The organism is Pseudalkalibacillus hwajinpoensis (genome assembly GCF_015234585.1).
GTDB classification, from domain to species: Bacteria; Bacillota; Bacilli; order Bacillales; family Guptibacillaceae; genus Guptibacillus; species Guptibacillus hwajinpoensis_B.
In genome coordinates this window covers 1,088,169-1,109,707 of sequence record NZ_JADFCM010000001.1, presented here as the reverse complement: position 1 = coordinate 1,109,707, position 21,539 = coordinate 1,088,169, and the positions used below count along the sequence as shown (strand labels likewise).

The window sequence follows — 21,539 nt, the reverse complement described above, 5'->3', positions numbered from 1 at the left end:
TTCTTCCTCCCATAAGTGATGTTTTTTTGATTGATTCTTAATTTTTCTTATGATCAAGTAATACTGCTAACACAATAATTATCCCCTTCAAAATTTGTTGATAATAAGAAGAAACATTCAACAGATCTAACCCATTGTTCATTACTCCAACAATTAAAACACCTAGTACAGTACCTCTAACACTTCCGATACCACCTGCTAAACTTGTACCACCTATAACAACTGCTGCGATCGCATCTAACTCATACATCGTTCCTAACACTGGTGAACCAGTCATTACTCTAGAGGAAAGAAGGATTCCCGCAAGCCCTGAAGCTAAACCAACAATGGAATATACACCTATTTTCACCCATTTTACATTTATACCTGAAACTTTTGTTGCTTGTTCATTTCCTCCAGATGCAAATACATATCTGCCAAATTTGGTGAATTTCAGTATAAAGATTCCAATTAAAACAACCGCGATAAAGAAGATGATTGGAATCGGAATTCCTAAGATATGCCCTCCACCTAAACTGGTGTAACTCTCACTTAAGTTAATAACAGGTCTCCCATCCGTATAAACTAACGTCACTCCGCGTGCCACTGTCATCATACCTAATGTAACGATGAAAGGAGCAATGTTCCATTTTGCAATAACAAAACCATTGACAGCCCCACATGCCGTTCCTACTAACATACCTAGAATAATAGGAACAATTAATGGATAGGATTCTGGGTGCGCAAAACTTGTCGCTACTACTGCGGATAATGCCAACACAGAACCTACTGAAAGGTCTATTCCTCCATTGATAATAACGAATGTCATCCCCACGGAAATAATACCGATAATAGATACTTGCCTCAAAATATTTAATATATTACTTACTGTCATAAAAGCAGGAGAGGCAATGGTTAATACTATACATAGGATAACGAAAGCAATGGTGATCCCATAATTCGTTAGAAAATACTTCAATGACTTTTTTTCCGTTTGATTGTTTTGAATTGATGCAGTCCTCTGAATAACACTTTTTTGATTTAACATACCCTACCCCCTTTTTTGTAACCGGTTGCACAACTGAGTATGCTTTCTTGATCAAACTCATCACGCTCGAATTCTCCTGTTATTTCATCATTATACATAACAACTAACCGGTCACTCATTCCCAATAACTCTGGCATTTCCGATGAAATCATAATAACTGCTTTCCCAGACTTAGCCAGTTCCGTAATAATTTTATAGATTTCATCTTTAGCTCCCACATCAATGCCACGAGTTGGTTCATCTAATATTAATACATCCGGTTCTCTTAACAGCCATTTTGCAAGTACAACTTTTTGTTGATTCCCACCACTTAGCGTCCCAACGACCTGCTGTTGGTTAGCAATTCTTATATTCAAACTATTGATTTGCTCATTAACAATCGATTTTTCTTTAGTCTTATTAATCACTTGATTTAAGTAAGTGATATTATCAAAGTTTACTAAAGAAATATTCTCTTTCACCGATCCCTTCAGATTGAGTCCGTATAGTTTCCTATCTTCGGTTACAAATGATATTCCATTTTTGATTGCATCCATTGAACTTTTAATCTTCACCGGTTTTTTTCGAAGAAATAGTTCTCCTTCCACAATTTCTCCTATTCCAAAGATAGCTTCCATGAGTTCAGTTCTACCTGCACCCATTAGACCAGAAATACCTAATACTTCTCCTTGGTTAACTTTTAAATTAACTGCTTGTTTACTACCCTTTCTTCTAAAATTTTTTATCTCTAGCATAGGGCCGCCAATCTCAATCTTTTCTTTGATAAACATATCCTTTATGTCTCTACCCACCATTAAAGAGATTAGCTTTTGATTCGTTAACTCGCTTGCATTTCTACTATCAACAAAGCCTCCATCTCTCAATACCGTTATTTGATCAGCTATTTGAAAAATTTCACTCATCTTGTGTGATATATAAATAATAGAGACACCCTTCTCTTTCAACATCTTAATAATTCCAAATAATTTTTCTACTTCTCGATCTGTAATAGCTGATGTAGGTTCATCCATGACAACAATTTGCGAGTTAAAGGAAACTGCTTTTACAATCTCAATCATTTGCATCTCTGCTACACTAAGGGTTGATAACTTAGCTTTTGGGTTAATAGACAATCCTATCTCATCAAATAACTTGGTTGTTCGTTGGTTTAATTCTCTACTCTTTACTACACCTAAAAATTTATATGAGGGTTCACGACCAATGAAAATATTTTCGGCAACTGTCATTTCTGGAATCGCTTCCAATTCTTGGTGAATCATACTTATCCCAGAATTTAAGGCATCTTTTGGGTTACTGATTTGTGTTATCTTTCCATTTAGGATAATCTCTCCCTCATCTGGCGAATAAACTCCAGAGAGTATTTTCATTAAAGTAGATTTTCCTGCCCCATTTTCTCCCATTAAAGCATGAACTTCTCCTTTTTTAATGTTAAGAGAAACATGATCCAAGGCAACAACACCCGGAAAATACTTACAAACACCTTTCATTTGTAATATAAATGTATCTTCGCCCATTCTTTCCCCCCTCTTTGTTCTTAATAATTTTATTATAGTTTTAAATTCATTTGATTTTAATGGAAATTTTTCAGAATATTCATTATTGTTTTTTTGGTTTTATGAATCCGATTACATTTTGGTGTATAGAAAATTCAACCGGTAGAATATCAGGTTTTATCTATAGAATTTGGGATGATCCATCCTCCGCTAATATTTTAGTGGGAGGGGCAATTTTGATGTCAATATTAATAATCACAATAAAGCATGCGTACTGGCACGCATACTTTATACATTGACACCTGAATGTTTTGGCTCTTCTGATTAAAGAGAATTACTTAGTGATATCCTGAAAGAGATGAAATTCTTTTTCCCAATTGGATACGTGTATATTACTTGGAGAGGCGTGGTTTACACTGGGGTTCTGTCTGAAGAAGCAATTCAATTAGTTTTCTATTTACTCGATATGAAAAATCTCCAGAAGAAACGTTTGAACGCGACGGAAAGCAGGCTAATATAAGGCGAACCTTTCACTTGCCCAGGTAAACAGAGATAAATAAAATTAGGTTCCAAGCTTAGCTAATCGTAATACCCCGGGTTTTGAAAAAAATTCGTCTCCATGATTTACGCCATTGTATGCTGTTAGATAGATAACATTATTCTACCAGCCATTTAAAAAGAGCTACTCAAACAGCAAGTCAATTCGATTAACATGCCCCGAATAAAAATTTCGTCAACAAACTCTTAATTTTGGTCTTTATAATAAATGCATACACAAGAAAAACCCTTGATACACAAGGGTTTTCAAGTGGAGCATAGCGGGCTCGAACCGCTGACCTATACACTGCCAGTCATGATTTCATAATAGTATTGATAGTGATAAGGGATAAATAAGCCCAGTATAACTGAATTTCATTAAATATTGTTCTACCATTATCACCTTGCTAAGGTGCTAAGTTTGGGTGGAATTCCGCACATTCCCTGTATTAAATAAATTAGTCAATACCATTAAATCTTCTTATCTTTGTAGGTACATTCACGATATACTCGTTCTGCAGTATTATAAATTTGATCTAATGTTTTGCTATCTTCAACATCCATAGAAATCAGATGAGTACCTATCTCTTCCCAACTCCCCACATCAAAAGGTTGGTATACTACACCATTCCCAGGCTGCAATTTTCTAAGTAATAATTCAGTTGGATCCTTTAACATACTTACATTCTTTTCAATAGGTTTCCACACGTTGGTGATTTCTCCATCACTAGGAGTATATTTGAAGTCATCACGCTCAAAAATAGAGTCAATTGCAAGATCGACAATTTCGTAGTATCCAGTATAGACCCACATGTGGTAGCTATTATTTTGGGGATTAAACGGATACTCAAGGTTATATTCTGGTAAAACAGCATTACCTATAGCAAGTACATACCCTTTAGTAACATAGCTGGCTATTAAAGTACCAGTAATTAACGACACATCTCTACACCTATCTTTTCTAGATATGTTATGAATTTTAAATGCCTGTTTGACTGCATGTTCTATTCTATTTTTCACTTTATCATCTGTTTGGAAAATGAGATAACCCCCTTTTCTTTAAGATAACCTTATATAGAATATTAAAGGAACGTAATTATTTATTGTGGTAGATATTGATTATATTACTCCCGCAAATAACTTAAACCTTCATTATTATTTTGCACTCCATATTCAAGTTGATCTTTTAGATGTTGATACTTACCTTTACCATCTTGAATAACTTGATTCCATTTTTTTATCCAAACTTCAACGTTTTCCGTATAATAAATTAAGCCAAATGATCTATCACTCTGTTTACCTTTTTTTATAGCAAAGTTGTTTAACTTCACACCAAAATAAATTTCCATTTGGTCTTTCCTTTATCGAATCATCGGGACGGTTCTCACGATTCATATCCCATTCACGTTTCATTCAATTACTCAATATTTCAATCTGGTAACTACATCCAACCCTTTGATTCTATATTAATATAAAATCATAAAAACCATCCCCACAGATTCCAGGAAAAAAACTTAATAGTCATCCTCAATTTCATATCTACCAATATTAGATGTTTTGTTTAAATTTGTTGTTAAGAAATAATATAGCCAGTTGCTATCATTCCTTTGTTTACTTACTGAAGGTACTATGTTTGTTTCTTCTGTTTCTTCTGTTTCTCCTGCCGTTCCTTCAGCTTCTTCTGTTTCTCTTGCCGTTCCTTCAGCTTCTTCTGTTTCTCCTGCCGTTCCTTCAGCTTCTTCTGTTTCTCCTGCCGTTCCTTCAGCTTCTTCTGTTTCTCCTGCCGTTCCTTCAGCTTCTTCTGTTTCTCCTGCCGTTCCTTCAGCTTCTTCTGTTTCTCCTGCCGTTCCTTCAGCTTCTTCTGTTTCTCCTGCCGTTCCTTCAGCTTCCTTCCTGCTTCTTCTGTTTCTCCTGCCGTTCCTTCAGCTTCTTCTGTTTCTCCTTCAGCAGCGTTTATTTTATTGATTTCAACCCTTAACTCATTAACCAATTCTTCTATTAAGTCGGCTTCTATCGAAAAAGAGTACTCTTCAATTATATTTGACATAATATCCTGTGCTTCTAAGGTCTTCATATTATTATTATAGTGTTTAATACATATATAAATGACTGACTTCTTTACTTCATTTAATACACTAGAATATTTAGGATTAACAAATGATACATTGTTATCCAAAAGCTGTTCAAAAAACTTGTCATCTTTAAAATGTTGATTATCTTTGCATTTACCTAGCCAACCATGAATACAGCATTCTTAATAGAAGAGCCAATTGCCATCATAAAGGCTTTCTTCAGACAGAAGAGTTTCATAATGGGAAAAATCTAAAGTTCCTTTTAAAAGGTTCTTAGAATTTAATATCATTACCAATATATTTATTATTGCATTGTCATCCTTTAACAATAGTTTACTAACATCTTCTTTTATAGGAATATTCAACTTTGCAGCAAAACTAAGAGCCCATGAGACCTCAAAGTCATTTCTTAACTCTACATTATCTCTAATAAGTACATTAATAAAATCTTGTATCCTTACATCATTTAATGGATAACCTCTATATTTATATCCTTCAATAGTTTCAAACACTGTAGGTATTATCGATGAATCTACAAGGATAGATTGTAATAGTAATGATTCAAATACATCCCAATTCTCTCTATAAATTACCACTCCCCTCAATACTTTTACTGCATAGTTTAATATTCCTTTTTCGTCTGTTTGAATTTTATTTTTAAAAGCTGTACTAAAGAATTCCTTTATATCTGTATGTTGCATAGAAATTGATTTTCTCTTATCCTTTTTATGTTTTCTAAATTCATACTTTTTAAAGAAGAATAACCACTCAGATTCCAAAACTTGTGGTATTTTAATTACTTTTGTCTTTGAATTATTTAAATCAAGTCCATAATTTTTTAAAATTTTATTTAAGATATTCAGGGCTCTTTCAGCTTCTTCTGATGAACTAAAATAATATTCCATATCATCTGTATATCTATAACCTACTAAACCATCACCATATTCTCTTTTGAATTCATCATCAATTGTTGTTCCTAATATCTCCTGTACTATTAATGATACAACTGGACCGATAGGAATTCCTACAGTCTGTCCATCCTGCATATTTCTTACCAATCTATCAATCACATTACCAAAGTACCCATCTTCTCTTGGATTTGCTTTTGCCACCTCTTTTGTATGTAGTGCCCATGGAATAGAATGAGTGTAAATACTTGGATAATACCTTGTGATATCTGCTTGTAATATATATCTATTTAATACTAGATTATGAATTCTTCTATTGATCTTTTCAGACATTTTATATTTTGGTTCTATCCTATCTTCAGAAATTTGTGGAGTGGTCAAAGAAAATTGCGACTTTGCAAAATGTGACTCTAAATCACCCCAATTATTTTCAATTAATTTTGCTAACAATATATAATGTAATGGGTGTGGAACAGACAGAATCCTTCGGAAATTTTCTGTTTTCGGAATTGAAAAATCAATGAGTTTGCACCATTTATTTAAACCTTCTTTTGATAGTCTTGATTTTGTTAAATCAAGACTATCAATAATCTCACTTAAAGTAGTAGAATTAAATTCACTTGGTATTTGGCTAGCAAAATATCCCGATGATATTATTTTTTTTGCAATTTCATTTCCTTCTGACATGTTATCACTTCCAAATTAAATTTTCTTTCTATTCTATTGTGCAATTTCTCTACTTCTTCCTCAATTTCTATAAAAGATTTATGAAGAATAAAGTATCATTGGTAAATTAACATCTCGTTAGCTTCCACGTACATATAAATGTCGGAACAATCATCAGAAGTGCCCCATATAACATTAGGATTTGATTGTTCATTCTACTCCCTCCAAATATTAGCTTTTATTACAATTTTATCATATTAACGTTTTTATTTTTGGCGTATTCGTATTAAGAAAAAGTATTTACCTACTTAACGAAAACGTTTCATTAATATATTTTTCTTCATCTCTTAGAAACGTGGGGAAGGTTCTCTCAATTCCATAGCCCTTTAATTTTATTCATTACCAGTCTGCCTTTAACCCTTCTTGGGAGTTTCTACCTCGCAGAATATAATGCATTTAGAAATTGAATTTTACTGATTAATTTCGAATTATTTAAAAGAACATAACCAAATTCGGTTACACTCATTATTAACTATATATTATTACGTGTTCTAAGCTTCTGAATAGCAGCCTATACATTTGGATAACTCACAAATTGATGTAAGACAAACAGGTAAAGGAAGCAATCACATAGGATAATGAGCTCAATTGCATATGATTCTATCCCTTCAGGCTTTAATTCTATATCCTATATAAATCAAGCAGTTCTATAATTAATTATTAGGAATTTTTAGTTCGAATACGTCTGAATAACGCCACACTTTCTGTGTGAAGTAGCCCCATCCTATACTGTAATGGTGGTATAATAAAAGAAGGAAATTAGTGGAAAGAAGGGTGGGGCGGTATGGAATTCAATGTAATTCGATCCTTGATGATAGAAGAAGAGTTGAAAATAGTTCTTTGAAGTATTAATTTTGCTGTTCGAGCTTGCTACACTAATTTTTTCGTCATTTATTTCTTCCGTTGTAACGATACCAAGTTGAACATTTTTATCTTCGGATATATTTGTTACATAAATATCTGTTCCCACTGCCGTCTTTATATTATTTTCTAAAAGTGAGATTGTTAATGGGGTATTTGATTTAACTTGCTCTTGTGAAATTGTTACAGGTATACTAATTTTAAGCTCATCTATTCCTTCTTTGAAAGTTGATAATTCAATTGGAGTCATAAATTGTTCATTATCAATTTTCAGCGATTCACCAATATTAACTTCCGGTGTATCATCAAAAAAATAAACTATCAAAAATGGGCCAAAAAATGTTAATGCCCCTCCAAAAACTACAGCCACAAAAACATCCATGAATTTTTCTCGCAAACGGTTCACTCCTATAATTTCCTTTAACTATTAAAATTCGCCATCTAATGACAAAATCCTCCATTTATGAAACTTCTATTTTACTGTATTTGTGTTGTTGCATTTTTAAATCTTTAAATTACTTATATAATCAAAAGGAATAAAATGTTTTTTTGGGGAAGGGGCTTTTTTATTGAATATACCGAAGTACATACATGATTTTTTACTCTTGTAGCAAACAACGAGGTAGATATTTATAATGAATTTTTTTTACATCATTAGCTAGGAATTTTCTTAAGAAACGAAATACACAAACATTTTAAAGTTGAGTTTGAACGCAACGTAAGATCCTTTCAACCTGGAGATAAGTGTGTGAAAAGTGAAATTTATAAGTTATTTACAATCAAGATGCTTCTGAGAAATATGCAATAGAATTAATGTTTCCTATAAACGGACAATACCCTGAATCCACGTTTAGCTTTGTAAAAGACATAAAATTTATGGAACAAACTAAGGAACTTGGCTTTACTCAAACATTTGCTGTTACATATGTTGAAGATAGATTATTTATAAAGGCTCAAAAACCAATGGTATATATTCTTATTTTAGCAATGGTCAGCTGTTGCATGGTGAAATAATGAAGCCAACGGGTAAGAAGAAAGATGTTTATATAATTGACGGAAATTATGAAGTTGAATGGTTATCACTTGCTAATGGCTCAAAATATTATTTGTAATCAATTTAATCAAACATAAAAGCAGAGTTCCCAAAGGAACTCCGTTTCTTATTTATGAGCTTATAAATTTAAAATCCTTATTTTACATGTTCTTGAAGAACTTCTTTTAATAATTCAATTGCACTTTCTTCTTTCGGGTCATTTGTTCCAAGCTCACCACGGAAGGCTTTTAATAAAATAGAATCCTTCAATCTTTCTAAATCATTGAATAATGATTCTATTACATGCAATTCATTTTCTTTATTTAATAAATTTTCCACCACTCTTAATAATTCTTTTTGTTCTTCCTTTGGAATAAGGGGGAAAGGCAAGTTCTTTACCTGGGTATAATTTAAAGCTTGTCTTGTTACGCCAATTTGTTTTTTATTGATTTCTCTTTGCATATATGGGGAGTTCAACCAATATTGTGGCAGGTAATCATTTACATCATCATTAAACCTTAAAGCACATACATGCTGGTTAACATTAGCTGGTATTAATTCTTTATTCATTTTAGCCGCTCTACCTATAGATGCTCCAGTAATATTAAATAAAGTTTCGCTGCCATCCAAATGTGTTCGTTTCATATTAGAATGAATTTCATCACTAATATAAACTATATTGTCAACACTCATGTGGTTTTTAAGGACATTCTGACTCCTTATAAAGGGAACGCCCGTTTCTTGATAAACTTTACTACCACCTTTGGGAGTACTACCACTACTCACAAAGGTGGTAACCTCACCAAATGTAGTCCAATGCCACTGATTTGGAATATGATAACCAATCTCTATATCATTTTCTTTGTAATCCTGGAAATTGCTTTTATTGTTTTCTGCACGCCAATTCTTAGTTAATTCACCACGAAAAGCTTTGTCTAAAATTGCAGCTCGACGAAGTTCAAATGTTCCCTTTGCTTCTTCAATTAACTTTTTAGCTTCTTCAATTTTATTTAAAAGACGTTCGATTTTTTCGGCAATTCTCGCCTGTTCTAATTTATTCGGTAAAGCAATAGGACTACTTTTTAAAGTTTTTAAGTAAATTCCTTTTTGGGCTGTACCTTTAGCATTATCCAATAAAAAGTTTTGAAATGGCAGGCTTTGAAAATAATATTTTAAAAAACTTGAATTAATATGCTTTGCTTTAATATGAGCGACACTTCTTTGTAATGCAAAGAGCGGTGCAGCTTCTTTTAAGATAGTGGTCCTTCCTATAGAACCTACTATTGTTAATAATAAATCCCCTGGTTCCAAAGGTGTCCTTTTAAATTCTCTTTTATATTGTTCTTCGGTGATATATCTATTAGTGTCAAATGTCATGTATCCATTTTGAATATTTTTCCCACTTAACATCGGTATACCCTTTTCTTGTTTAGGAGGAGGATTATGAGAACCATCAGCTATCAAATCTGATATAGAATATAAATTTACCCAAATCCAATTATCTGGTAAATCATAAAGCTTTTCTTCATTTGATAGCAATGCTTCTTCCAATAACACATTCATAGTTTTTTTCTTTTTACTCACTTGTCCACCTCCTCAGAATCATCTAATTTACGGAGCTCTTGTACAACTTCATTCAACAAATTCATCGCTTGCCGAAGTTTTAAGATTGCTTGTTCTGCTGATTCTATTGGGTCAGGTAAGTTTTCATAAGAAGAATAAGATTCATCTGCAATTAATCCAATATCTAAATTATCGTTTTTGTTAGAAATTTCTTCTCTTGTAAACTTGTTCCACCGTTCATCTTTTATTTGAGTACGGTCTTCAGACACATAAGCTTTCATAAAATCTTCAAAATGAGCCATCGTTAATTGATTGCGTTTGCCGAAAGAGTCCATATTTGTACGAAGGTCATACACCCATACATCTTTTGTGTTTCCTTTGTCTGTTTTACCTTTTGTAAAGAATAGTACATTGGTTTTTACACCTTGTGCATAGAAAATCCCTGTAGGCAATCGTAAAATAGTATGGAGATTACACTTATTCATTAAGTCCAGACGAATCTTAGCTCCAATTCCACTTTCAAACAACACGTTGTCAGGTATTATAACAGCTGCACGAGCATTCCCATCATCTTTAAGAGCATTATAAATTAATTGTAAGAAATTAAGCTGTTTATTCGATGTTTCAAAAGTTAAATCATCACGAGAAACGCGCTCCCCACCTTTTTTTGTACCAAACGGAGGATTTGTTAGAATAACATCAAAATTCTTAATCCATTTTCCGTTCCCTGACAATGAGTCTCCATTTTCCAAACGACCTTCCATGTCGTGAAGTAAAGCATTCATTAATGCAAGACGGTGAGTTCCTTGTACAAGTTCCATTCCTGTAAATGCTTCCTTCTTTTGAAATTCAGCTTGTTGTGGGTCTAAATCATAATAATCATCTGTTTTATTCTTCAAATATTGGTCTGCTGAAATCATAAAACCAAACGTTCCAGCTGCAGGGTCATTTACCTTTTCCCCTACTTTTGGGTCTACAAGTTGAACAATTAAATCAATTAATACACGAGGTGTAAAATATTGCCCTGCTCCAGATTTTGTTTCGTTTGCGTTTTTTTGTAGCAGTCCTTCATAAAGGTTGCCCAATCCTTCTTCTTTAGCGTTATACCAATCAAGAGAAGCGATAGATTTTATTATTGTATCTAAATTCTTAGGGCTCGTTATTCTCGTGGAAGCATCCATATAAATTTGCTGAAGCTTCTTGTTTTCACTTTTACCTAATTCCAATAATAATTCTTGATAAAAGTTTTTAAGTTCCACGCCTTCTTTTTGTACTAAATCATCCCATCGGTAACCTTCTGGAATAACAGCTTCAGTTTCTTGTTCTTTCATCATTTTAAGAAATAAAATATATGTTAGTTCAGTTACATATTCTTGATATGTAATACCATCGTCACGTAGCACATCACATAGTTTCCATAATTTCTGAACGATTTCTTGGTTGTTCATTTTTTTACCTCCGTTATTTATGTTTATAATATTTTTGTGTTTATAAAGCGAACTTTACTATTATAACGTAAATAGCGCCTCTATGAAGAGGCACTATTTCAACTCACGTATAAGCTATCATTTATTGTTTTTACAACAGTATCAATGTCCTCGCCAAATTCTCGTTTTAAAGCTTTATATCCGCCATCACTTTTAAATGGCTCTTCAGTAAAAGCTTCTTGAGGATTAGGGGCTAAAATTGGAAATCGGAGCAACTGTTTTTCTATTCTTTCAAGCCATTTCTTTTGTCTAGGAGTCCATTGATTTAGAGAGTAAACTTTCTTCATGGCATTTCTGATACGTGTATCATGGTCAACAAGCGCTTCACCCAAAGCAGCTTGTCGAATAAAACTAATAATATCAGCTGTTATGTCTTGATTATTGGTTTGTTTCCATGCTGTTTGCAAATGTGATTCTTTAAAACCTTTTGTTTCTAGGATAGTAATAAGCTCTCTTAAATCTTGTCTAGTTAAATCTTTTGGCTTTGTACAAATCAGATTAAGAGCTGGGATTTCATTAATATTTTCTCGAATAAAAGTGACGAAACCATCAATATAATCTTCAGGTCGACTGTTTCCTTCACCGTAACCACGAACTACAGATTCTACATTATCTTCTTTATTTGAGATATAACGCTTTTCGCCACTTGGTCTATACGTTTCAATAAACTCAAAAAGCAAAACATCTTTTTTAGCTTCTAGTGGAGTATGAGACTTCACATTATTTACCCATTCATCAATGCTTTTCCCATCAGACAATTCCTTGAACTTTTGTTCAGCTTTATCATTTAGTTTTTGCTTACGTCTTTGGATTTTTGCAACCAATTGGTCTTTAAAGAAAGCTTGCTCTTCTTCTGAAGTAGCATTAACAAACGCTTCGTGTAATGCTCCAATGGTGTCATTTTGTTTCTTAACTACTGGTTTCATTTCAGTATAACTTTTTAACTTATCGTAAATGCCTACAGCATCGAAGATATTAAAATGAGTTTTCCCAATCTCAGGACATAAACGAGTAGCACGTCCTAGCATTTGGTCATATAAAATACGTGATTGAATACGCCTCATGAAAACAAGGTTTGTAATAGCAGGAACATCAATTCCAGTTGTTAATAAATCAACTGTAACGACAATATTAGGTAACCGTTCGTTTTTCAATCGCTTTATGGCTTCTTTAACATGATAAGTATAACCAGTGATTTTAGCTATAGCGTCATCTTCTACTTCATCGCCTCGTTCTGTGAATGCTTCCTTCAATAAACGTACTATTAAATCAGCATGTTGGTCAGTAGCCGCAAATATCAAAGTTTTTTCATTACTCGTTGGGTCAATATAATCCGTAAGTTTGTTCAAAATAGCTCTGTTGAAAGGTTCAGTGATAACCTTCTTATTGAATTGAGCAACTTCAAAATGTAATTCATCTGCTATTTTCTCTAGTTGGATTTCTGAGGTATCGACATCATATATTTCAACTTCTTCATCTTTTTCAAAATTAATTCCTGCTTGAGCAAGCTCTGTTTGGAATAAATACGGTGGCTCGTGGTCAACTAAAAATCCGTCCAATACTGCTTCGCTATAAGAATATTTGAAAATTGGTTCTCCAAAGATTTCTGATGTGTGAAGTGCAGGTGTAGCAGTTAACGCCAAACTAGCTGCATCAAAAAAGTCAATTACTCGTCTGTATTGGCTTACGTAATCATTTTGGTCTTTAAACTCAAGCTCTTCATCGGTCATTTCTCGGTCAACTGAATAACCACGATGAGCTTCATCTACAATAATGAAATCGAATTGACCAACACTCGGAATGTTGTCGCCATCATTGTAAAATAATCGTTTTACCATTCCTTGAACCGTAGCAATTTGAACTCTTGTTTCAATATCTGGCGTTACATCTTCAAGAGTATTTACATTATAAATATCTGTAAAAGAAAGCCCTTCTACTTTAGTATCAATCAAAGAATCTTCTGTCTGCTGACCCAGGGAATTGCGGTCAACCAAGAATAGTATTCTGCGACATTTTTTAGTTTTAATTAAACGATACATTAGCGCAATAGCTGTACGAGTTTTACCTGTACCAGTAGCCATTGCAACTAACATTTTTCTTTGTCCTTCTTTTAAAGCCTGTTCTGTTGCTAAAACGGCTTTCTGTTGATAATCTCTTAAATCAAATTTTGTTATGTCTTCATCTTCAAGACGTTTATTTGCTCCGCTGTCGTCTTGGCTCAATAATAATTCCAAATCAGCAGGTGAATGCCACCCTTCCAATGGACGGGCATGTTCTAATGGCTTACGTGAATCCCAAAACCATATTCCCGATTCATCTTTAAGTTGCTGTAAATATGCTCTTCCGTTCGTAGCATATAAGAATGGCACTTTATATTTACCGTAGCTATCACCAATTATTTCTTCATCAACTTGTATTATATTTTGAGCATAAACTTTAGTTTGACTTTCCAGAACACCAGGAATGTTTTTCTTTTTGGCCTTAGCTTCAATGAGACCTACTAGACGTAGACCGATGAACAAAGCGTAATCAACTCTGCCACCTTTAACTTTCCATTCTGCAATTGCCATGTTTTTATTCTTCTCTGGAGTTGTACCTTTGGTGTAATGATTTAATAAATTTGAATCTACTTCCCAACCAGCTGTTCGAAGCTTCTCATCAATAATTGAACGAGTTTCCGCTTCTGTTAATTGCTGACGTTTCATAAATCTACGAGATGCTTTCTTCCGTTCATTTTTCTCATCTTCATGCTCTGTTTTTGCCTTTTGTCTTAAAACTTCCAATTCGTTTTCAAGTTCCTGGACTTTTTCATCATGTTCCTGTTGGAGTAAATCTAGATTTATAGAATCCAAATTTTCAGGTGTTATGTATTCAGGTTCTTCAAAATTATAATCACCATACACTTCCATAAACCAAGATGATAAACGGAATGTAAGATGTAAAAGGGTTTTTGCTTCTTCTACATCACCATAATTTCCTTCGTGAGATGCTTTATTGCCTTTAAGACGAAGTGTTTGAAATATATCAATTAATTCTAGTTCCACAAGTCCTTCTTTTCTTAGTGTATTAATACGGTCTAATTGTTTATTTCGATACGGTTCAGGGATGTTTTCCAAAGCTAAAATAAATTTGGATAATGTTTCACCAAACAAACGTAGCTTCATTAATGTTGTATGTGGGTCTTGAAACACATTGTTCTCAGCTGTTTCTCCTAAGTTTGCTAGCACATCCCATTTTCCACGCAAAAATGAAAAGTTACTATCCATTCTCATCACCGTCCTCCAAATCTAATGTATATATTATACCAAAAATATACATTGACTGGTTCAATCATAAAAAAACTGTATTATATTTTCTCTTCAGTTCAAAATAAAATGATAATAAATGGATATATATATGTAAAATATCACTAAACAAAATATGAGGGGGCTAGAAAATGTCAGAATACGAGATTACTTATCATACAAATAACACTGAGGGGGAAATTGGACAAACTGGACTTAGTACTCCTGTAGGCAATAAACAGATAATTCAAGCTAATTCTGAGGAAGAAGCCAGAACTATATTTCATGAAAAATATGAAAAACTTTCTGAAGCTGAAACTAACATTATAGACGATGTTAAAAAAATCAAATAAATAAACTTTGTATCTTTCCTGATACAAAGTTTTCATTTTATTTTCAGTATAGATTTCTTAATAATATCGATAAATCATAAAGAAAGCCGGTATAACTGAGTTTCACTAAATAGGTGTATGATTAATTATGATTCTAAAAAGTAGTTGTTGACGTATTCGGTCAACAATCCGTCAACAACTATAATTATATATTGTTCTGCTTACAATTATCACCTTGATAAGGTTGGGGATCATGCTTGCCAATCTAAGTAATTGTCTAGGGGATGGGGCATTGCGTTATGTTTAACAATATTGGGGTAATGTTTTGCGTAACTTTTCTCTAATAGTGAGCTAGATTCTTTATAAACTTTCAGCAAGAATTCGTTTAAACTTTTAGCACCATATATAATATCAGATATAAATAAATACGAAGGTATTTTTGATGTGTCAAATTCTTTGAGTAGTAAGGATGAAACATGGACACTACTACTCTTTCCAAACCCAATTTCATAAGGCACCCACCACGAACCCTTTTTTTTAGTTTCTTCTGATATAACACACATAATATGTGTGCTAGCTTTTATTCCATTTTCTATACATTTTGTAATGGCTTCATGATCACCATTGTCAGCAGCTACTTGAAGTTCTGAGTCATAAATATCAAGATAAATGTCAAAACCAGCGTTTTGAATATACTCCCCAATCCTTTTAACTTTTTCCTTATCTTCACTTATATGCGAAAGAAAAATACATGCGTTATAACTATTATATTCTTTATCTTCAAATAGATAACTCTTCTGCAAATATGGGTTAGCTAAATTTTTTCCTTTTTTCCTCATAACTTTCCTCCTTTATAACATTTGGTTTAGAGCCTTAATAATTCCTTCTTGAGAAAAGCTTCGTGCCCATGTAGCATTGGAGCCCAATAAAGCAGAAGGGGAGGGATTGGAATTCGATATTTTTACACCTATTAACTTTAAACCAAGTTCCTTTGCTTTTCTTATTTCCCAGTCTACCCATTGACTCTTATGTGTTTCCTGTCCAACTATAACTAGACAATATCTAGCCGTCTTCATTTTTTTGGTAATTCCAGCTCTTATCACACTTGCATTATTACTATTAATTGGTACTTTTACTGATCTATCTGTAAATTTAAAATTAAAAGCCGTATTAGCATCCCATGCATTAAGTAGATTCTTATAATGCTTGTCCAATCCATAATGAAAACTAACAAAAACATTTTTATTTGTCATAGTACATCCTCCTAAACTGAGTTAAAATAATACATACACCTATAATAATGGTAAAAAATAACTAATACAATAATTGGAGGTTATTATGGCTGAAAAAATAGAAGAAAAATTCCCCTATTATTATCATGAAGCAAGCAAACTATCTATAAAATCTCAAAATCGATATATAGGTTTGTTCAAATGGAGTTTAATATTATTAATCTCAGCATTATCATTAAGCTGTTGTCTTCCTCTTATTAAATCAAGTTCATTTCTAAGAGTTTACAGTACTGCAATCGTATTTTTAATCTTATTAAGCGCGTTATTTACATGGATTGTTCATAACTCCAATTTACAAAAGAAGTGGTATGACGGAAGAGCTATTGCGGAATCTATCAAGACTATGAGTTGGAAGTTTATAAATTCTGTGCATCCATATGATCAAAAAGAATCCGAGAATATTTATATAAAGGATATTAAGGACATTCTAAAAAAACACGGGGGTGTGTCCAAACTATTAACCTTAAGTATCACAGAGGGTAATACTATAATTACAGATGAAATGCAATCGTTTAAAGCTTTACCTGAAGAAAAAAGGAAGGAAGTATATTTGGCTCAGCGTATTCAAAATCAAATTAATTGGTATACGAATAAAGCACAAGAAAACAGTCGAGATAAAAACATATGGTTTTATACAGCTTTTTCATTTCAATTATTAGCTATAGTGGCTGTGATTATATTATTTTTAAATTCTGACCTGGCAGTAAACTTTGTAGGATTGTTTGTTACCATAAGTACCTCGCTAATATCCTGGATACAAGTAAAGAGATATCAAGAGTTAATTGAGGCATACAGTGTAACGGCAATGGAATTAGAGTTTATATATGATAGAGGAATTCGTATTAAAGAAAGTGATTTACCTAATTTTATTGGTGATGCAGAAAAGGCAATATCTCGAGAGCACACATTGTGGATAGCTAGAAGAGACCATTCAACCTTTAAAGATATTAATCATCCATAATTAAGTAACTAGAACCGGTTTTTCTTTTTCGTATCGAGAATTCCAGGCATACATTTGATCTTTGATTACCAAGCTGTCATGCTCTTGATGTCGATAGTACCTTTTCGCTCAAGATAGTCTATGAGCTCCACATTACGAGCAATCTCCACTTAATCCGCGCTTACATGTTTGGCCATATAGCAATTCACCTAAAATTAGATAAAAAAACAGACAGGGAGGAATCTCCCTGCCTAACGCTCTACCTCTTCCTTTTCTATTTTCATTTCCATATACTGAAAATCCTCCTTACTCCGCTTTCCATTATTAACTTCCGAAGTGGGAGTTTCTTTTTCCTTCTCTTTATAGAACTCTCTATCCAACTTACTTTCAATTTGATACAGGCGACGCTCTCCACGATCAGTAAATAGCAATTCTTTCAACTCTTGAAGAGATTCCTTTTTAAGATGATACACCTCATCTTTACTATGAGTATCTTGAAAAGCACGTATCTTTCTTAAACGTTCTTGCCAGTCATTGTTTTCTTCTTTATCTAACCCTTTTCCGACCATTGGTTCAAAAAAGTTCGTGACCTCTCTTTTATAAGCATCTTTGAAGTCTTGATGAGAATAATGCTTATCAAGTTTTTCTTCCTTATTAAAAGGCACGCTATCCTTCTCAGCCTTGCTCACCTGGATTCGGTATATTTCCGAAAGCTTTTCTGTAGATACTCCCTCTCTTTCTTGTTTATCCTCTTCCATATCATGTTTTGATTCACTAAAACTCATAGTTTTTTCTCCTTCCTTTTCTTGGTCTATGGATTCTTCAATGGTCGTAATAAATTCTTTAGCTGTTAACTGAACTTCTTGTAGCAAACTTTCATGGTCTTTAAATTCATGCCCCTTCGTCCAGTTATGCAGATAACCTAAAGAGTAGTCACTGGTATCAATATTGAAATAGGAAGCAACAGTATAAGCTGTCATTTCCGCCTGAAATTCTTTCTCAGGTTTTGAGGAGGCGTTGAAATTGTCCTTAGTATGGAGTTTGGCGTGTGTAAGTTCATGGAGTAAAGTCTTGGCATCCTGACGTTCAGAATTCCGGGGATTAAGAGCCACCTCGCCCCTTTCTGTATAACTAACTCCTTTGGCCGTCCCAAGCTCTTCATAAGGTTCTACAATTCGAATGTGATTCTTTTCTGCAATCGCCTCCATACCCTCCCTTAACTGACGGTAGTTATCAACTTCTCCATCGATCCACTTGTTCGGAAAGATGTGAGGTAAGTCCTTTTGCGTGGCGCTCGTTTGAGAAATATCGAATACACTTCCTGTAGAAAAAACAAGACGACCATCTCGTTTATCGAGTTGGCCGTCTTTGACTTGTTGCTTCTCTTGTTTGGTTGCTTTTTTAAGAGGGATCCATTCCCCCTCTCTATTCTGAAATTGCTCTCCTAATCGATTGGGAACAAGTATTTTAATGCTTTTTTCTCCTTTATTCACTGGAAAGCCTTTTTCCTTCCAAAAAGCATATGATCCAACAGCTTCAGCTCCTTGGAACTGGGATTCGATGAGTACTGTATTTCGAGGAGAATAGCGATAAAACTTACCCATAAAGTCCAAGTACTCTTTTAACTGGTCCGGCGAATGAAAGTAATTTGAAATACGTTCTTCCATTCCAGCCGTGAGTTTTTCGATTTCCTCTTTGATTTGTTCAGGTGACTTTTTTTGATAAGGTCGTTTACTCTTCGCCATGGTCATCAGCTCCCTCACTGATATTCATGAGCTCTTCCATTTCTTCTTCATCATAGTGCTGATCAGAATTTAAAACCAACTGCTGCGTTTCTTTATTAAAAGGAATGAGTAAGTTCTCATGATGCATTAAATGATATGCGACGTCACCTATCTCTTGTTGGTTTAACTCAAGCACATATTCCTGAGATCCTACTACGATAACTAGTTCATTTCGATCACCAAAACCTTTAAATACACCCATCTCATAGTTTTGATTAAACAACAACATAAATCCAACTCCTCTCCATATTTGAAGGTAATGAAAAACAAAATAAGATAAGTTGATAACCCTTGCCTATTCGGCACTAATTCTTTTTTGCCGTTGATTACTGATCCGTTCTTCAACAGCTTCCCTCGCATCTTTCATTGCCTGGCTCTCAAAAAGCTGTGTGGTGACACAGCTCTCCAAGTTTTGATCCATCGCAAATCCATTCATCAATTCGAGAAGCACTTGCGTATTTTTGTTGGTGCTGTTTGCTGCTAAGCGTAACCGTTTCATCTCTTCAGAATAGACCTCTTGAAAACGAGTGGCCATCAAACTCATTACATATTCCATTGAATGATCCCTCGACTGTTGTTCTTCCCATTCCGCAACAATACGGTCCAAAGCTTCCCCAGGATATCGAATATGATGTTGCTCCTGGTACTCGTTTATTAAATCAATCGTTTCTTCATGTAATGTAACGTTTTGGCGTTTCCGCATCATTTCCAACCTACCTTTCTCGTTCAATATCACGTTCCAATTTCTGATGATCCAGATCGTTGATAAATTGGTCATAGGTCTGATCCATTGAGCGTTGAATTCTTTTCAACGATCTCTGTAATTGAAAACCAGGAGGCATAGAGCGAATGGAAGGATGGGATGCAGAAGTAGAGTGTGATTCTTGCTTTGAATTCTGTTGCCGGTCATAACTTTTTATTTCTTGAAGAAAAGCATTCCCCATCCTTTTATAGAGATCCTCAAGCTTGTTCTGTTTATAATGCTGATAACGCTTTTTGTCTTTCTCCCCATCTCCATATGCACGTTGTAACACCTCGACTTCTTGATCAAGTTTCTGATGCAAATGCTTCATATCTTCTTTATGATTCTTGTTTAAATAACTGGTAGTGAGTTCGTCAATCTTCCCACGAATTGGATTGAGTGTTTGATAGCCATATTGCCACTTCCTTCTATCATTGGGTAACTGATGATAGACTTCCAAGAATAACGGTTTAAGCTCACGATTTTGCCACTCCAAGCTGCTCATTTCTTTTTTGGAATGAACCATATGGTCTCGAATTAAAGAATTTATTTGATTCCGTTCTTGATCTCGATCGAGCAATCCGTTGACCACTTCACTCTTCATCGCATCTAACGTTTTCGGCTTGCGTTTGCCTCGCTCACGCGTTGGATTTGGTTCTACCGTTGCAACATGAATATGAATGTTATCGGTGTTATAATGAATAGCCGCAGACCAGATTGCGCTTTCCAATAGTCCTTCTTTTTTCAACATGGTCTGCATCGATTTCCTGGTAACTTGCTTCAATCGATTCTCATCAAGAGTATGCGATTGCTGATCGTATACTCCTTGTTGTTGAAGCCACTCATTATCAAACGTAATGACGTCCTGCCACATGACGCTATTATTTTCTTGAGCTTGTCTAAATAACGATTTAATTCCACTTTTTCCTTCCATTGATAGATGATCTGTTTGTTGGGTGAACAAGGCTGAGGTTTTGTCTGGGTCATCCATATAATCGTTATATAAATTGAAAACAGACAGGTGTACTTCTCCTTTTCCTTTTGCTTCTTCGCGATCCACATACTGAACGTAATCTTGGAATCCCTTTTGATTCCCAGTCACAAATTTTGTTTTTAAAACCACACCAGGTGTGACCGTTTCACTCATGGTTTTTCACCTGATTCTTCAAAATGCAAAATGTCATACATTTCTCGTATCGCTGTGTAACAATGTGTCATCGTTTGAATGTTTCGATCAACCAATTGGTTTAACCGTTTTTCTCGTTCATTCTCTTCACGAAAGACGGCTAATTGATGCAACTGAGCGTGTAAAAACTCTTGGCGACTCAATCCTTTTTCATTGGCAAGTTCATCAATTCTTTGAACCGTTCTAGGATCCATATACCGAATTCGAATTTCCATTGAACACCCTCCAATTGATGTAGTCTGTAAACCAGTGCTTAGATAGAAAAGAGCATA

Annotated in this window: 19 protein-coding genes; 2 read left to right on the top strand and 17 right to left on the bottom strand. The window is 34.1% G+C overall.

Going from position 1 to position 21,539, the window contains the following annotated elements:
• Positions 1 to 37 precede the first annotated feature (37 nt).
• The 10 genes from IQ283_RS05400 to hsdR all read right to left on the bottom strand — a co-directional run bounded on the left by IQ283_RS05400 (position 38) and on the right by hsdR (position 14,973).
• On the bottom strand, positions 38 to 1,027 hold the full coding sequence (locus IQ283_RS05400) for an ABC transporter permease (protein WP_194219096.1): 990 nt from the start codon (positions 1,025 to 1,027) through the stop codon (positions 38 to 40).
• Positions 1,021 to 2,541 carry a sugar ABC transporter ATP-binding protein gene (locus IQ283_RS05395; protein ID WP_194219095.1) on the bottom strand — a complete coding sequence of 507 codons (1,521 nt, stop codon included), beginning with the start codon at positions 2,539 to 2,541 and terminating at the stop codon, positions 1,021 to 1,023. Before IQ283_RS05395 ends, IQ283_RS05400 begins: the two co-directional genes overlap by 7 nt.
• A gap of 987 nt (positions 2,542 to 3,528) precedes the next feature.
• On the bottom strand, positions 3,529 to 3,999 hold the full coding sequence (locus tag IQ283_RS05390; protein WP_206759431.1) for a hypothetical protein: 471 nt from the start codon (positions 3,997 to 3,999) through the stop codon (positions 3,529 to 3,531).
• A gap of 182 nt (positions 4,000 to 4,181) precedes the next feature.
• Positions 4,182 to 4,406 (bottom strand): hypothetical protein, encoded by a 225-nt coding sequence (locus IQ283_RS05385; RefSeq protein ID WP_194219093.1) that lies wholly within the window; start codon positions 4,404 to 4,406, stop codon positions 4,182 to 4,184.
• A 278-nt stretch (positions 4,407 to 4,684) separates the two neighbouring features.
• Entirely contained in the window at positions 4,685 to 5,104 is a 420-nt protein-coding gene (locus IQ283_RS05380) for a hypothetical protein (protein WP_194219092.1), read from the bottom strand.
• 207 nt (positions 5,105 to 5,311) lie between these two features.
• Positions 5,312 to 6,724 (bottom strand): RNA-directed DNA polymerase, encoded by a 1,413-nt coding sequence (locus IQ283_RS05375; RefSeq protein WP_194219091.1) that lies wholly within the window; start codon positions 6,722 to 6,724, stop codon positions 5,312 to 5,314.
• 763 nt (positions 6,725 to 7,487) lie between these two features.
• Positions 7,488 to 8,021 (bottom strand): hypothetical protein, encoded by a 534-nt coding sequence (locus IQ283_RS05370; RefSeq protein ID WP_194219090.1) that lies wholly within the window; start codon positions 8,019 to 8,021, stop codon positions 7,488 to 7,490.
• 792 nt (positions 8,022 to 8,813) lie between these two features.
• Positions 8,814 to 10,241 (bottom strand): restriction endonuclease subunit S, encoded by a 1,428-nt coding sequence (locus IQ283_RS05365; protein WP_194219089.1) that lies wholly within the window; start codon positions 10,239 to 10,241, stop codon positions 8,814 to 8,816.
• A complete protein-coding gene (locus IQ283_RS05360) occupies positions 10,238 to 11,668 on the bottom strand; it encodes an N-6 DNA methylase (RefSeq protein ID WP_194219088.1) in 1,431 nt (476 codons plus the stop codon). The genes IQ283_RS05365 and IQ283_RS05360 overlap by 4 nt, the downstream gene beginning before the upstream one ends.
• Positions 11,669 to 11,766: 98 nt before the next feature.
• Positions 11,767 to 14,973, bottom strand: coding sequence for a type I restriction-modification system endonuclease (gene hsdR, locus IQ283_RS05355; protein ID WP_194219614.1), 3,207 nt, complete (start codon positions 14,971 to 14,973; stop codon positions 11,767 to 11,769).
• Between the two features lie 170 nt (positions 14,974 to 15,143).
• Here hsdR and IQ283_RS05350 point away from each other — a divergent pair, with 170 nt between their 5' ends.
• Positions 15,144 to 15,344 (top strand): hypothetical protein, encoded by a 201-nt coding sequence (locus IQ283_RS05350; protein WP_194219087.1) that lies wholly within the window; start codon positions 15,144 to 15,146, stop codon positions 15,342 to 15,344.
• Positions 15,345 to 15,574: 230 nt separating this feature from the next.
• Here the strand turns inward: IQ283_RS05350 and IQ283_RS05345 are convergent, their stop codons facing one another.
• Entirely contained in the window at positions 15,575 to 16,162 is a 588-nt protein-coding gene (locus tag IQ283_RS05345) for a toll/interleukin-1 receptor domain-containing protein (RefSeq protein ID WP_194219086.1), read from the bottom strand.
• A gap of 12 nt (positions 16,163 to 16,174) precedes the next feature.
• Entirely contained in the window at positions 16,175 to 16,576 is a 402-nt protein-coding gene (locus IQ283_RS05340) for a TIR domain-containing protein (RefSeq protein ID WP_194219085.1), read from the bottom strand.
• 85 nt (positions 16,577 to 16,661) lie between these two features.
• Between IQ283_RS05340 and IQ283_RS05335 the strand changes: the two genes are divergently transcribed.
• Positions 16,662 to 17,576: a DUF4231 domain-containing protein gene (locus IQ283_RS05335; RefSeq protein WP_194219084.1), complete on the top strand. Its 915-nt coding sequence runs from the start codon at positions 16,662 to 16,664 to the stop codon at positions 17,574 to 17,576.
• Between the two features lie 230 nt (positions 17,577 to 17,806).
• On the opposite strand, the gene IQ283_RS05330 is transcribed toward IQ283_RS05335, so the two are convergent.
• From IQ283_RS05330 to IQ283_RS05310, 5 genes are all read right to left on the bottom strand, one after another.
• Entirely contained in the window at positions 17,807 to 19,300 is a 1,494-nt protein-coding gene (locus IQ283_RS05330) for an ImmA/IrrE family metallo-endopeptidase (protein WP_194219613.1), read from the bottom strand.
• Positions 19,287 to 19,568: a hypothetical protein gene (locus tag IQ283_RS05325; protein ID WP_194219083.1), complete on the bottom strand. Its 282-nt coding sequence runs from the start codon at positions 19,566 to 19,568 to the stop codon at positions 19,287 to 19,289. The genes IQ283_RS05330 and IQ283_RS05325 overlap by 14 nt, the downstream gene beginning before the upstream one ends.
• Positions 19,569 to 19,634: 66 nt before the next feature.
• Positions 19,635 to 20,042, bottom strand: a complete 408-nt coding sequence (locus tag IQ283_RS05320; protein WP_194219082.1) for a hypothetical protein — start codon at positions 20,040 to 20,042, stop codon at positions 19,635 to 19,637.
• Positions 20,043 to 20,052: 10 nt separating this feature from the next.
• The gene (mobP2, locus tag IQ283_RS05315) at positions 20,053 to 21,228 is read right to left on the bottom strand and encodes a MobP2 family relaxase (protein ID WP_194219081.1); all 1,176 of its coding nucleotides are present in this window, start codon (positions 21,226 to 21,228) and stop codon (positions 20,053 to 20,055) included.
• Positions 21,225 to 21,482, bottom strand: coding sequence for a hypothetical protein (locus tag IQ283_RS05310; RefSeq protein ID WP_194219080.1), 258 nt, complete (start codon positions 21,480 to 21,482; stop codon positions 21,225 to 21,227). Before IQ283_RS05310 ends, mobP2 begins: the two co-directional genes overlap by 4 nt.
• Between the last annotated feature and the right edge of the window lie 57 nt (positions 21,483 to 21,539).